This is a genomic window from Streptomyces flaveolus (genome assembly GCF_044765825.1).
GTDB lineage: Bacteria > Actinomycetota > Actinomycetes > Streptomycetales > Streptomycetaceae > Streptomyces > Streptomyces flaveolus.
The window spans coordinates 35,527-48,631 of sequence record NZ_JBIWKU010000016.1; the positions used below are offsets into that span (position 1 = coordinate 35,527).

The window sequence follows — 13,105 nt, forward strand, 5'->3', positions numbered from 1 at the left end:
AGCATCCGTCTCGCTACCTATTTGTGTGTAAATGTGATTTTCCCTCGTGCATGCGACCACAGCGGAGTGAACGGATGATCACACGCAGTCGGCAGGTGGCCCTGGCCCTGACCGTCCTCCTCACCGCGGGCGCGGCCTGCCAGGCCCGCGATCACGAGCCGCCGGCGCGACCGGCCCCCGCCCCGTCCGCCGCCCCCACCGGTTCCTTCACGTTCGTCGCCTCCGGTGACGTCCTGCCGCACGACGCGATCATCGAGCGGGCGCGCTTCGACGCGGGCGGCACCGGCTACGACTTCCGCCCCATGCTCGCCGGCGCGAAGCCCGTCGTCGCGCCGGCCGATCTCGCCCTGTGCCACATGGAGACGGTGTACGGCGCGAACGGCGACTACAGCGGCTACCCCCTGTTCAAGTCCCCGCCCGAGGTGGCGGCGGGCCTGGCCGCCACCGGCTACGACGGCTGCTCCACCGCCTCCAACCACACCTTCGACGACGGCGCGGACGGCATCCGGCACACCCTGGACGCGCTCGACCGCGCCGGCGTGCGGCACGCCGGGTCCGCCCGCACCGAGGACGAGGCACGCACCACGACGATCCTGCGCGCGGGCGGGGCCCGGGTCGCCCACCTCGCCTACACCTTCGACACCAACGGCCGCCCGGCGCCGCAGGGGCAGCCGTGGGCGGTCCAGCTGATCGACGAGGACCGGATCGTCACGGACGCGCGGGTCGCCCGGAAGGCCGGCGCCGACGTCGTCGTCGTGTCCCTGCACTGGGGCACCGAGTGGCAGGACGAGCCCGACGACGAGCAGGTGGCCCTGGCCGACAGCCTGACCGCCGCCCGCAGCGGCGACCGCCCCGCCATCGACCTGATCCTCGGCACCCACGCCCATGTCCCGCAGGCGTACGAGAAGGTCAACGGCACCTGGGTGATCTACGGGATGGGCGACCAGATCGCCAATGAGATGATCAACAACGACGGCGAGCGCGATCCGCGCGGCAACCAGTCGAGCATCGGCCGCTTCACCTTCGCCCCGCCCGCCCGTCCCGGCGAGCGCTGGCGGGTCACGAAGGCCGAGTTCGTCCCCCAGCTCTTCGACGTCGACGCCGGCCGGGTGGTGAACCTCAACCGGGCCCTGGAGAAGGGCGCCGAGGTGCGTGCCGTGCGCGACCGCATCCGGGACGTCGTGCTCAGCCGGGGCGCCGCCGAGGACGGGCTGGTGATGGGGGAGTAGCGCCGGCCGGTCACCCCCGTGGGGTCAGCCGACGTCGACGTGGTCGAGGGCGTGCAGCATCTCGCCGAGTACGCGCAGGCAGGCCGTCACGTCGGCCGCCGTGAGGCCGCCGCCGACCGCGCGGAGCACGGCGTGCTCTCGGTCGAGGACGTCGGTGATCGTGCTCCGGCCCGCCTCGGTGAGCCGGATCAGTGACGACCGGCGGTGGGCGGGGTTCGGGATGCTCTCCACCAGGCCGCGGGCCACCGCGTCGTTCACCATGCGCTGCACGAACTGGCGGCTGATCGCCTGCGCCCGGCCCATCTGCGGCACGGTCATCGGCCCGCCCCGGTGCAGCAGGGTCAGTACGGCGCGGACGCCGACGGAGACGCCGTCGTGGGCCAGGCCCTGCTCGACGCTGCGCTGGGCACGCCGGTAGAGGGGGCCGACCAGGTCGTAGACCTCGGTCAGGCGGTGGCCGAGGTCGTCCGGAGGGAGGGGAGCGGCGGTGTCGTCCATCCCGCCATGATGACACCCTGGTTGCCAAATCTCGGCCAGAATGACACCTTGGTTGTCATGATTGGTGCTTCAGATCTGCGCTTCTTCACCTCCGCCGACGGCGACCTCGCCTACCGCGACACCGGCACGGGCGACCCGGTCGTCCTGCTGCACTCCGGATTCGCCGACCACCGGGTCTTCGACGCCCAGATCCCGGCCCTGGCCGCCACCCACCGTGTGATCGCGCCCGACGTCCGCGGCCACGGCTCCTCGGCCAACGCCACCGAGCCGTTCCGCTGGGCCGACGACCTCGCCGCCCTGCTCCGCCACCTCGACACGGGCCCCGCGGTGCTCGTCGGCGTCTCGATGGGCGGGGCCATCGCCACCGACACCGTGCTGGAGTACCCGGAGCTGGTCCGCGCGGTCGTCGCGTGCGGAGCGGCCACCAGCGAGTTCGCGTACACCGACCCCTGGGTCCGCGCAGTCCAGGCCGAGCAGGGCAGGGCCCTCGCCGCCGGTGACATCGAGGGCTGGCTCACCGCGTTCCTGCGCTTCGTACCCGGCGAGCACCGCACGAGCGAGGACGTCGACCCGGACATCCTGCGCCGGATCCGGGAGATGGCCCTCGGCACCCTCGCCAAGCACACGCCCGACGAGGAGAACCGGCACGTCCCCCTGACCGGCACCTGGGCCCGCGTCCCGAAGATCGACGTCCCGGTCCTCACCGTCAACGGCGCCCTCGACGCCCCGGACCTGATCGCGGAGGCGGAACGGTTCGCCCGCACGGTACGGGACGGCCGTTCCGTGACCGTCGAGGGCACCGCGCACTACCCGAACATGGAACGCCCCGAGGAGTTCAACCGGATCCTGCTCGGCTTCCTGCGCGGACTCTAACGGCCCGCCAGCTCCGACCTCCGGTAGGAGTAGCCGAAGTAGATCACCAGGCCGATCACGAACCACACGGCGAAGCGCACCCAGGTCTGCCACTGCAGGAACGTGATCAGCCAGATCGAGAAGACGATGCCCAGCGCCGGCACGAACGGCATCCAGGGCGTACGGAAGGTGCGCGGCAGGTCCGGCTGCCGGTAGCGCAGCACGATCACCGCCGCGCACACGACCACGAACGCCAGCAGGATGCCGATGTTGGTCAGCTCGGCCGCCTCGCCGATCGGCAGGAACCCGGCGATCAAGGCCGACGCGGCCCCGACGATCCAGGTGACCCGGGTCGGCACGTGCCGCGTCGGGTGCGTCTTGGCGAACCACTTGGGCAGCAGCCCGTCCCGGCTCATGCTGAACCACACGCGGGTGACACCCAGCATGAAGGTGAACATGACCGTGAGGATGCCGATGATCGCGCCCACCGCGATGACGTCGGCCAGACCACTGAGCCCCACTGACTTGAACGCCGTCGAGAAGCCGCTCTCGGGGTCGATGTCCTTGTAGTTCTGCATGCCGGTCAGCACCAGACAGGCCGCCACGTACAGCACCATCGAGATGATCAGCGAATAGATGATCGCCTTCGGCATGTGCCGCTGGGCGTCCTTCGACTCCTCGGCCGCCGTCGACATGGCGTCGTACCCGAAGACCGCGAAGAACACCGTCGCCGCGCCCGTGAAGGCCCCGCCGACCCCGAACGGGAAGAACGGGTGGTAGTTCGCGGTGTTGATGTGGAAGACGCCGACGCCGATGACCAGCAGGACCACCAGCACCTTCAGCACGACCACGACCATCTCGAAGCGGGCCGCGTTCTTGATGCCGAGCGTCAGCAGGTAGGCGATCAGCAGGCACAGCACCGCCGCGAACAGGTCGACCTTGTGCCCGTCGCCGGTGCCCGGCGCCCCCAGCATCCAGTTCGGCAGGTCGGCCCCCATCTCGCCGATCAGGAAGCTGAAGTAGCCGGAGATGCCGATCGCGACGACCGCCACGATCGCCGTGTACTCCAGCAGCAGGTCCCAGCCGATGAACCAGCCGACCAGCTCGCCGAGCACCGCGTAGCCGTAGGTGTAGGCCGAACCCGCCTTCGGGATCAGCCCGGCGAACTCCGCGTACGACAGCGCCGCCGCCGCGCTCGCGACGCCCGCGATGAGGAACGAGATCAGGACCGCCGGGCCCGCGGTGCCGTTGGCCACGGTGCCGGCCAGCGTGAAGATGCCGGCACCGATGATGCCGCCCACGCCGATGGCCGTCAGCTGCCACAACCCCAGGCTCCGCTCCAGGCCGGGGCCCTGCCCGGCCTCGGTGTCCTCGATGTGCTCGATGGGTTTGCGGCGGAGAACGCCCTCGCCCATGCGGAATCCGGCCATGCGCCTCACCTCTTTGTGATCGGCAAACGGCTGACGGTGGATCATGATGGCTCACTCACGTCCCCGACGGAAGGCACGACGCACGCACCGGGCCGACCGGTGTCACGGCACCACGGTCACCGGCCAGCGCCCCGCCTTCACCAGCCGCACCGCGACCGAGCCGACGATCCGGTGCCCGGCCTGCTCGGACGCCCCCACGACCACGGCGTCCGCCCGCAGCTCGTCGGCCGCCTTCACCAGGCCGTTGTAGGGATCGCCGCGGAAGGTGTGGAACTCCCAGCGCACGTCGAATATCCCCTTGGACCGCTCCGTCGCCGCCCGGATCTGGGCCACCAGGTCCTCGGCGATCTCGTCGGTCGTGTCCGCCACCGGCGCGCCCAGCGCCGCCCCCGCCGCCAGCACCGGCTGCACGTACACCACGGCGAGCAGCGCACGCTGCCGCCGGGCCAGACCGCCGGCGTAGGCCGCCGCGCGGAGCGAGGAGTCGGAGCCGTCCACCCCGACCACGATGACCTTCGGTCCGTCCGTGCCCCGTTCGAACTGATGGGAGTGCTGTTGCGTCACGCGGCGAGGTTATCGGAACCCCCGGATCCGTCCGTCCCCGGCCGCTCCCCGTCCCGGGGCGAGCGGCGCGACCAGGCGCGCGCACTGGGCCGGTCGGGTGGTTCCGTGCCGCCGCACCGGTGTCGTTCAGGGGCGTCGGCCCCTGTCCGGGCGAGTGATGAGTCATGAAGAAGGATCAGTTGCTCACGCGGCGCCGCGCCCTGCTCGCCGGTGCCGCGGCGGTCGGAGCGGCCGGTACGGCCGGAGTGCTCGCGGTGGGCCGGGACCACGGGCCGGCCCGGCCGGCCGCTCCCGCCGCGGGCGCCCAGGCGCGGCGCCCGCTCATGCCCTCCGCCTACCGCCTCCAGCCCCTGACCGGATACGGCACGCCCGTGGCCGGACCCCAGCGGCCCGCGGTGCGCAGCGAGCCGATCCTGCGCATGTCCGGCCGGGGTCGCACCATGATGCTCACCTTCGACGACGGACCCGACGCCCACTACACGCCCAGCATCCTGGACACGCTGGCGGAGTACGACGTACGCGCGACGTTCTTCGTGTGCGGGGAGATGGCCGACCACAACAAGGACCTGCTGTCCCGGATGGCCGACGAGGGGCACGTGGTCGGCAACCACACCTGGTCCCACCCCCTGCTGACCAAGCTCAACCGGAGCCGCATCCGCACCGAGATGGAACGCACCTGCGAGATCATCGAGAAGGCCTACGGCGAGGCGCCCCGCTGGTTCCGCGCGCCCTACGGGGCGTGGAACCGCGCGGCCTTCCAGCTCGGCGCCGAACTCGGCATGGAACCCCTCGCCTGGACCGTCGACTCCCTCGACTGGACCACCCCCGGCACCGCCACGATCATCGACCGGGTCGAGGACGGCGCCGCCCCCGGCGTCGTGGTGCTCTCGCACGACGCCGGGGGCAACCGTTCGCAGACCGTGCGCGCCCTGCGTTCCTATCTGCCGCAGCTGCTGGACTCCGGCTACCACCTCACCGTCCCCCGGCGGCAGCACGTGTGACGCGCGCCGCGCCCGCCCGGCCGGGTCCGTTCAGCGGACCTCGACCAGGCGGGCGAAAGCGACGACGTTCCCGTCGTAGCCGTTCTGCTTGGTGAAACCGCCGCCGCAGGTGATGACCCGCAATTCGGGAGTGCCCTTGGAGGCGTAGACCCGGTCGCCGGGGAAATCGTCCTTCTCGAACACCTCGATGCCGTAGATCTCGAACACCGCGGTCTTTCCGTCCTGGCGGGACACCTCGATCCTGTTTCCCTTTTTCAGCGCCCCGAGCCCGTAGAAGACGGCCGGGCCCTGGGTGTTGTCGACATGGCCGACCACCACCGCGGTGCCCTTTTCCCCGGGGGACACCGCGCCGGTGAACCAGCCGGCCAGATCCGGGTCCTCGGGCGGCGGCGCCGCGACCCAGCCGTCCGCGTCCAGACCGACCGGCATGATCGGCGCGTCGACCTGGATCGCGGGGATCGCGACCCGGTCGGGGACCGCGTACGCCAGCGGGGCGGGGCCCACGACGGCGTTCTCCCCACCGGCGACGCGGGTGTCCGAGGCGGCCGCCGAAGCGGGTTGCGGCGGGCCCACGTCGAACTCCCCCGAGCCGTTGCGAATGAGCGCGAGCCCGGTCAGCAGAATCAGCGCCAGCACACCCCAGGGAGCGCGCTTCCTCCGCCGCTCCTCCTCTTCGGCCAGTTCCTCGGACCCGTACATTCGCCATCCCCTCTCGACCCGGCCGTCGCCGCGTCATTCGCGCATACGAGCACGCTAAGCGCGGTGCCTCCGAGCGGCGACGGGGCGCATGCGAACGGGTGGCGCCCGCACCCGTCGGTGAGCCATCCGGGACACGCCGGGCCGAATTTTCTGACGGTCCGTGACCTGCGGCGACGTCCACTCGCCGGTTCCGGCCCGGTATGCCCTCTCACCAGGACGGACCATTCCCGAAATGCGCTTGTGGGCACGGTAACTGATGGTCTTTCAGGGAGGCGCTTTCTCGCCGATCGACCGGGCACGGGTCCCGGGGCGTCTTCCGCGGAGGATGACATGCGCAACTTTCGTGCCCTGGCGGCCGCGGGTGCCGCGGTCGCCGTTCTCGGGATGGCCGCCCCCGCGGCCACCGCCGGCGGCGACCACAACACGCTGAGCAACATCGGCGCCCTGCCCAGCGTCATCGCGCGCGGCGGGCAGATGACCGTCACGGTCGACGGCTGCCCGCAGGACGGGACGACGACCTCGGACGAGTTCGGCGAGACCTCCAGGGGCACCGCCACCAGCGGGAACCACGCCCGGCCCGGGTCCTGCGACATCACGGACACCTGCTCGGGCCGGACGCCGACCCGCCCCATCGGCGGTGTCCACGGCGGTCTCGGCGGCAGCAGCTCGAGCGGGGCCACGCCGACGGACACCGCGATCGGCAGCGGGCTCGTGACCGCGGCCGTCACCGGCGCAGGCCTGTTCTGGATGCGCCGCCGGTCCGAGCGCCGGATCTGACCCGCCTCCACCGAGCACAGGTGAACGACACCTGGTACACCGTGCCGGGCCTGCTCGCGCACGCACCTGTCGGCGCAGGCGCGGGTCGACCGGGACCGGAGGCCCTGCTCGTGGGCGCGATCTCAGTCGCGCGAAATGGGGGGGTGTGGGCCGCCCGGGGGACGGCGCCGCGGCGGCCGGGAAACGGTGACGGCGTGTCGGCACGGACGAGGGCCGCCCCCGTGTACCGGCGGCGGGGGCGGCCCGTGCGGGGCCCGTCAGCCCTTGATACCCGGGAAGAGGCTCAGGAACGGCTCCGTCGACGCCGCGACCCCGCGGCTGTAGGGCGCGTCGAAGTCCCAGATCAGGAAGAGCAGGAAGGCGATCAGCGCGGAGAACAGCCCGGCGAGGACCAGTTCCCGTGTGGTGCGCCGGATCTGCAGGGCGAAGACCATGCCGATGGTGACGACGGCACCGGCGATGAGCCCGAACCACACCACGCCCGGCATCGTGGCCCCCGTCGACTCCGCCCGGGAGGTACGGGCCTGGTCCGCGGCGGCCACCTGGTCGACGAGCGGCTGGTAGGCCTGGGCCTCGAAGTCCGACCTCGGTTCGTAGTCGGTGACGTCCGCGCGGACCTTGTCGAGGAGCTCGGTGCCGCGCTCGGTGACCTGGCCGTCGTCGGCCATGGACTTCCACTCGGTCGTGACGACGTGTCCGACATAGGCGTTGACATCCTCCCGGATGCGGTCGCGGACATCGGGCGGATAGACCCGGACACGCTCGGAGACCTCGTGCAGCGCGACGGCCTCCGCCTGCACGTGGTCCTGGGCGGCGCTGCGCGCCTCCCAGACACCGGCGATGGCCAGGCCCAGGACGATGGCGTACACCACACCGATCCACATCGTCATGTACTCGATGACGTCCGGTGTCTCGCTGGGGTCCTCGTCGTCGGACGCTGTGCGGTGCCGCAGGAGGGTGACGATGACGACGACGGCGCACGCGGCCAGCATCGCGAGGATGAGAACAAGCCATTCCGGCAAGGGAAGCCTCCAGGGATCAGCGCGCGCGCAGCGCGGCGACGGCCACCACCGCGGGCACCGTGATGAGCAGGACGAAGACGAGGGGTGAGGTGGCCCCGCGGGAGGACCGCTGCTGCACCCGGGCGGTGCGGTACCGCGGGTAGTGCACCGGGGTCAGTGACGGGCGGGGCGCCGGAGTCGCCGACGGGGCCGGCGCGGGAGCCGCGGGCCGGACCGGCGGCGGCGTCGGTGTGGGCGTCGGTGCGGGCGTCGGACGGGCCGGTGCCGGGCGCGGGGGCGGCGGAGGCGGCGGCTCGGGTTTCGGGGCGGGTGGTGGCGGGGGTTTCGGCGCGGGCGGTGGTGGGGGCGTGGGCTTCGGAGGCGGTGGCGGTGGGGGAGGCGGCGGTGGCGTCGGGGCGGGCGTGGGTGGAGGCGGAGGCGGGGGCGTGGGCTCCGGGCACGGTGGGAAGTCGGTCCAGGAGACGCTCCCGGCGACCGCCACCGCCTCGGTGCCGTCCGGGCCGGTCGAGGCCCACGCACAGGCGTCGGCCTGTGCCGTGCCTACTGGTGTGCCGACGAGGGTGAACGTCAGCGTCACCAGGGCCAACACCCGGCCGGCTACGGCGGATCGGGTCGGTTCGGGTCCATGCACGACGAGATCATCGGGCTTGGCGCGCGGTGCCACGCGGGAGAAGCCGGTGATTGCCCCGAACGAGGGATATGGGCCGGCAGGCGGTTTGACCAGCGGCACGTCGCCCGCACGCGGATCCGTACGCGAGTACGAGGAGGCGTGGGGCGGACTGTCCTCTCCCACGACGGCCGGGCCCTGGCCGGAAAGAATTCCGCGCCCCGGTTGAACACAACCCGCGTCGGCGTGCGTACCCAGTGTCGTGCGGCGGCGCAGCAGGGCGCCGCAACACCTTTGCGATGATCGGGGATTGACGATGAAGACCTCCTGGCGGAGCGCCTCACTCGTGGCGAGCGCTGCGGCGGTGCTGGCGCTGACGACGGCCTGCGGTCAGGACGGCGGCAGCGCCACGGGCAGCCAGAACGTGGGTGCCACGGCCGCCCCCGGAGACCTCAGCACCATCGGCGCCGGAGCCGGGCTCGGCGACGGCCTCGGCGCGAAGGGCGGCCAGGCCTCCGCGGCTCCGCCCGTCTCCGCCGGCAAGTTGTCCGTCTCCGCGAACGCCGAACTCGGCGAGCTCGTGACCGACGGCAGCGGCCGCACCCTCTACCGGTTCGACCAGGACACCGCCCAGCCGCCCAAGACGACGTGCGAGGCCGACTGCGCCACGGCCTGGCCGCCGGTGGCCGCGGACGACGCCATCGCCGGCGAGGGCATCGACAAGTCGCTGCTCGGCGAGGTCACCCGCGCCGACGGCACCAAGCAGCTGACCATCGGCGGCTGGCCGGCGTACCGCTACGCCAAGGACGCCGTCGGGGAGGTCAAGGGTCAGGGCGTCGGCGGCAAGTGGTACGCGCTCGCCCCCGACGGCAAGAAGGCCAAGGCCGCCGACCTGGCGGGACTGTCCACCCGCAACGATCCCCAGCTCGGCGAGATCGTCGTCGACAAGAACGGCATGACCGTCTACCGCTTCATGAAGGACGAGGCGTGGCCGAAGCCGGTCTCCGCGTGCACCGGGGCCTGCCTGGAGAAGTGGCCGGTCGTGGCCCCCGTGGAGGCGAACGACACCAAGGGCGTCGTGAAGAAGGGCCTGATGAGCTTCACCCGGCCCGACGGCGCCGCGCAGCAGACGGTCAACTGCTGGCCGATCTACACCTTCGCGGGTGACAAGAAGGCCGGCGACACCAATGGCCAGGGCGTCGGCGGCACCTGGTACGCCGTCGCACCCGACGGAAAGCCGGTCGGCGCGCCCGAGAAGTGACGGCACCCTCCCCAGGGCCGTCCCCTCCGTGTCCAGGCGGAGGGGGCGGCCCCATTCGCGCGCTTTGGCGTGCCTTGGCGCCCGGCACGTGCCGCAGGCAGTGACCGGGAACGGACGGTCAATCTCCGCTCGGGCTCGCCCGTTCGGCGGGCGATCAGTAGCCTCAGCTCGAACACCGGATCGCCCGAGCCTTGGAGAGATAGATGGAGCGTCCCGCCTGGGCCCCACGGAGCATCGACATCTCGGTGCCGAGCGTGTCCCGCATCTACGACTTCTACCTGGGCGGTTCGCACAACTTCGAGGTCGACCGCGAAGCGGCCCGCAGGGCCTTGGAGTTCCTGCCGGGGCTCCCCAAGATCATGCAGGCGAACCGGGCGTTCATGCGCCGCGCCGTGCGCTTCGCGGCCCAGGAGGGCATCGACCAGTTCCTGGACATCGGCTCCGGCATCCCCACCTACGGCAACGTCCACGAGGTGGCCCGGGCGGCCCGGCCCGGCGCCCGCGTGGTGTACGTCGACCACGACCCGGTCGCGGTGGCGCACAGCCAGGCGGTCCTGGAGGGCGCCGAGGACGCGGACGTCGTGGCCGCCGACCTGCTCAAGCCGCAGGACATCCTCACCAGCCCCCAGGTGGAGCGGCTGATCGACCTGAATCGGCCGGTGGCCCTCCTGCTCGTTGCCATACTGCACTTCGTGGAAGACGCGGACGACCCCTACGCGGCGGTGGCCGAGCTGAGCGACGCGCTCGCACCCGGCAGCCTCCTCGTCCTCACGCACGCCTCGTACGAGGGGATCCCGCTGCCCGCCGAGCGGGCCGGGGGCGCGGTGGACGTGTACAAGGACATCCGCAATCCGCTGATCATGCGTTCGCGCGACGAGATCGCCCGGTTCTTCGAGGGGTACGACATGGTGGAACCCGGACTGGTTCCTATGCCGCGCTGGCGGCCCGAGACGGCGCCGGAGGACGAGGACCCGTATGCCTTCTCCGGCTTCGCGGGCGTGGGGCGTACGGCGTGACCGCGGAGCCGGGCGGGCCGGAGGACAGACTCCGACGATTCGCGACGATCTGGAGCCGCGCGGTGTTCCCGGTGACTTCGACGTCGTCGACCCGGCCCGAGTTCGAGGAAGAACTGATGCCGCTGGCCCGCCGGCTGAGCGGGCTGCTGCGGGCCCGGAGCCTCGACACCGAGGAGGCGAAGGCGGTCGGCGCGGCACTCGTCGACGTGCACTGCACCGACCCCGACGCGCTCGCCCGCACGCTGGACTGCGTGGACGCCTACCTGGTGCTGTACTGCGGCGAGGACGGCGACGCCGAGGCCCTGCGGGCGCGTTCGGCACGGATCCAGCACGCCATGGCGGCCGGGTTCGCCGGGGCGCTGCGCGGCCGGACGCTCGCCGAGCAGGAGGCCATCGCGCAGGCCGCCCTGAAGGCGCAGGGCGTGGTGGCCGAGGCGCTGCACGCCAGCGAGGCCCGCTTCCGCGCGGTCTTCGAGGGCGCCGCCATAGGCATCGGCATCGCGGACCTCGAGGGCAACATCCTCCAGGTCAACGGTGCCCTGACCCGCATGTTCGGCCTGACCGACCCCTCGCTGCGCGGCCGCAACGTCATGGAGTGGACGCACCCCGACGACGCGCCCCAGACCTGGCGGCTCTACCAGGAGCTGGTGCGCGGCGAACGCGAGGCCTACCACTGCGAGAAGGCCTTCTACCGCCCCGACGGCACGGTCCTGTGGACCAACCTGACCGTCTCCCTGCTGCGCGACGCCGACGGCAGCCCGCAGTACCAGCTCGCGCTGATGGAGGACACCACCGAGCGCCGCCTGCTCAATCTGCGGCTGCGCTACGAGGCCACCCACGACGCGCTCACCGGTCTGCCCAACCGCAGCTTCTTCTTCGAGCGCCTGGAGAAGGCACTCGGCGCGGGCCCCGGCCAGCGGTTCGGCCTGTGCTACCTCGACCTCGACGGCTTCAAGACCGTCAACGACAGCCTCGGCCACGCGGCCGGCGACCGGCTGCTCGTGGAGGTCGCCGACCGGCTCCAGGCCTGCGCCACCGCGCCCGGTGAGATGGTCGCCCGGCTCGGCGGCGACGAGTTCGTGGCGCTGACCACCGGCCCGGACACCCGGCACGAGGTGGACGAGCTCGCCGGGCGCATCATGAACGCGCTGCTCGCGCCCATCAGCATCGACGGCCGTGAACTGACCGTGCGCGGCAGCATCGGCATCGTCGAGGGACCGGCGGGCGAACGCAGCCCGGCGGAGGTGCTGCGCAGCGCCGACATCACCATGTACCGGGCCAAGTCGGCGGGCGGCAACCGCTTCGAGCTCGCCGACCCGGAGGCCGACGCCCGGGTCATCACCCGGCACGGGCTGACGACCGCGCTGCCGGCGGCCCTGGAGCGGGGCGAGTTCTTCATCGAGTACCAGCCGCTGGTGCACCTCGGCGACGGCAGCGTGCACGGCGCCGAGGCCCTGGTGCGCTGGCTGCACCCGCAGCACGGTGTGCTCGGCCCGGACCGTTTCATCCCGCTCGCCGAGCACACCGGGCTGATCGTTCCGCTGGGCCGCTGGGTGCTCGAGCAGTCCGTGCGGCAGGCCCGCGCGTGGCGGGAGCGCTACGGCGAGACGACCGCCGCGGGGCCGCTGCGGATCAACGTCAACCTCTCGCCCTGCCAACTCACCCACCCCGGGCTGGTCCAGGACACCATCGAGATCCTGGAACGCACCGGCGTCGCCCCCGACGCACTCTGCCTGGAGGTGACGGAGTCCGCGCTGATCGGCGCGGACGACGACCTGCTGAAGCCGCTGCGCCGGCTGGCCGAGATGGGCGTGGACATCGCCCTGGACGACTTCGGCACCGGCTACTCCAACCTCGCCAACCTGCGCCGGCTGCCGGTGAGCGTCCTCAAGCTGGACCGTTCCTTCACCCAGAGCATGCAGCAGTTCCCGGCGGACCCCGTCGACCTCAAGATCGTCGAGGGTATCGTGGCCCTGGCCCACAGCCTGGACCTCACGGTGACCGTGGAGGGCGTGGAGACCGGCGCGCAGGCCGAGCAACTGCGCATCCTGGGCTGCGACACGGCCCAGGGCTGGTACTACGCCCGCCCGGGCCCGCCGGAACGCCTGCACGAACTGGCCCTGGTGGACGCCACGGGCTGAGCGGGGCA

13 protein-coding genes are annotated in these 13,105 nt (G+C 72.1%); 7 read left to right on the top strand and 6 right to left on the bottom strand.

Annotated elements, in window-relative coordinates:
• Window positions 1-74 precede the first annotated feature (74 nt).
• Window positions 75-1,229 (top strand): CapA family protein, encoded by a 1,155-nt coding sequence (locus tag ACIRG6_RS34475; protein ID WP_403325650.1) that lies wholly within the window; start codon window positions 75-77, stop codon window positions 1,227-1,229.
• A 24-nt stretch (window positions 1,230-1,253) separates the two neighbouring features.
• On the opposite strand, the gene ACIRG6_RS34480 is transcribed toward ACIRG6_RS34475, so the two are convergent.
• Window positions 1,254-1,727: a MarR family winged helix-turn-helix transcriptional regulator gene (locus tag ACIRG6_RS34480; protein ID WP_318215560.1), complete on the bottom strand. Its 474-nt coding sequence runs from the start codon at window positions 1,725-1,727 to the stop codon at window positions 1,254-1,256.
• A 57-nt stretch (window positions 1,728-1,784) separates the two neighbouring features.
• Between ACIRG6_RS34480 and ACIRG6_RS34485 the strand changes: the two genes are divergently transcribed.
• Entirely contained in the window at window positions 1,785-2,600 is an 816-nt protein-coding gene (locus ACIRG6_RS34485; RefSeq protein ID WP_318215561.1) for an alpha/beta fold hydrolase, read from the top strand.
• On the opposite strand, the gene ACIRG6_RS34490 is transcribed toward ACIRG6_RS34485, so the two are convergent.
• Both ACIRG6_RS34490 and ACIRG6_RS34495 read right to left on the bottom strand, forming a co-directional pair.
• Window positions 2,597-4,009 carry an amino acid permease gene (locus tag ACIRG6_RS34490; protein ID WP_364682302.1) on the bottom strand — a complete coding sequence of 471 codons (1,413 nt, stop codon included), beginning with the start codon at window positions 4,007-4,009 and terminating at the stop codon, window positions 2,597-2,599. The genes ACIRG6_RS34485 and ACIRG6_RS34490 overlap by 4 nt on opposite strands.
• 102 nt (window positions 4,010-4,111) lie before the next feature.
• Complete coding sequence (locus ACIRG6_RS34495; RefSeq protein WP_161166106.1) at window positions 4,112-4,573, bottom strand: universal stress protein; 462 nt, start codon at window positions 4,571-4,573, stop codon at window positions 4,112-4,114.
• A gap of 164 nt (window positions 4,574-4,737) precedes the next feature.
• Between ACIRG6_RS34495 and ACIRG6_RS34500 the strand changes: the two genes are divergently transcribed.
• On the top strand, window positions 4,738-5,574 hold the full coding sequence (locus tag ACIRG6_RS34500) for a polysaccharide deacetylase family protein (protein ID WP_403325655.1): 837 nt from the start codon (window positions 4,738-4,740) through the stop codon (window positions 5,572-5,574).
• Between the two features lie 30 nt (window positions 5,575-5,604).
• Here the strand turns inward: ACIRG6_RS34500 and ACIRG6_RS34505 are convergent, their stop codons facing one another.
• On the bottom strand, window positions 5,605-6,273 hold the full coding sequence (locus tag ACIRG6_RS34505) for a class F sortase (RefSeq protein ID WP_364682306.1): 669 nt from the start codon (window positions 6,271-6,273) through the stop codon (window positions 5,605-5,607).
• Window positions 6,274-6,603: 330 nt separating this feature from the next.
• On the opposite strand from ACIRG6_RS34505, the gene ACIRG6_RS34510 reads away from it, so the two are divergent.
• The gene (locus tag ACIRG6_RS34510) at window positions 6,604-7,050 is read left to right on the top strand and encodes a hypothetical protein (protein WP_364682308.1); all 447 of its coding nucleotides are present in this window, start codon (window positions 6,604-6,606) and stop codon (window positions 7,048-7,050) included.
• A gap of 257 nt (window positions 7,051-7,307) precedes the next feature.
• Here the strand turns inward: ACIRG6_RS34510 and ACIRG6_RS34515 are convergent, their stop codons facing one another.
• Together ACIRG6_RS34515 and ACIRG6_RS34520 are read right to left on the bottom strand one after the other, a co-directional pair.
• Complete coding sequence (locus tag ACIRG6_RS34515) at window positions 7,308-8,072, bottom strand: bestrophin-like domain (RefSeq protein WP_364682310.1); 765 nt, start codon at window positions 8,070-8,072, stop codon at window positions 7,308-7,310.
• 16 nt (window positions 8,073-8,088) lie between these two features.
• Window positions 8,089-8,220: a hypothetical protein gene (locus ACIRG6_RS34520; RefSeq protein WP_290439796.1), complete on the bottom strand. Its 132-nt coding sequence runs from the start codon at window positions 8,218-8,220 to the stop codon at window positions 8,089-8,091.
• Window positions 8,221-8,995: 775 nt separating this feature from the next.
• On the opposite strand from ACIRG6_RS34520, the gene ACIRG6_RS34525 reads away from it, so the two are divergent.
• From ACIRG6_RS34525 to rmdA, 3 genes are all read left to right on the top strand, one after another.
• Window positions 8,996-9,940 carry an SCO0930 family lipoprotein gene (locus tag ACIRG6_RS34525; RefSeq protein ID WP_350721796.1) on the top strand — a complete coding sequence of 315 codons (945 nt, stop codon included), beginning with the start codon at window positions 8,996-8,998 and terminating at the stop codon, window positions 9,938-9,940.
• A gap of 203 nt (window positions 9,941-10,143) precedes the next feature.
• On the top strand, window positions 10,144-10,956 hold the full coding sequence (locus ACIRG6_RS34530) for an SAM-dependent methyltransferase (RefSeq protein ID WP_318215567.1): 813 nt from the start codon (window positions 10,144-10,146) through the stop codon (window positions 10,954-10,956).
• Entirely contained in the window at window positions 10,953-13,097 is a 2,145-nt protein-coding gene (rmdA, locus tag ACIRG6_RS34535; RefSeq protein WP_364824523.1) for a cyclic Di-GMP phosphodiesterase RmdA, read from the top strand. The genes ACIRG6_RS34530 and rmdA overlap by 4 nt, the downstream gene beginning before the upstream one ends.
• Window positions 13,098-13,105 lie beyond the last annotated feature (8 nt).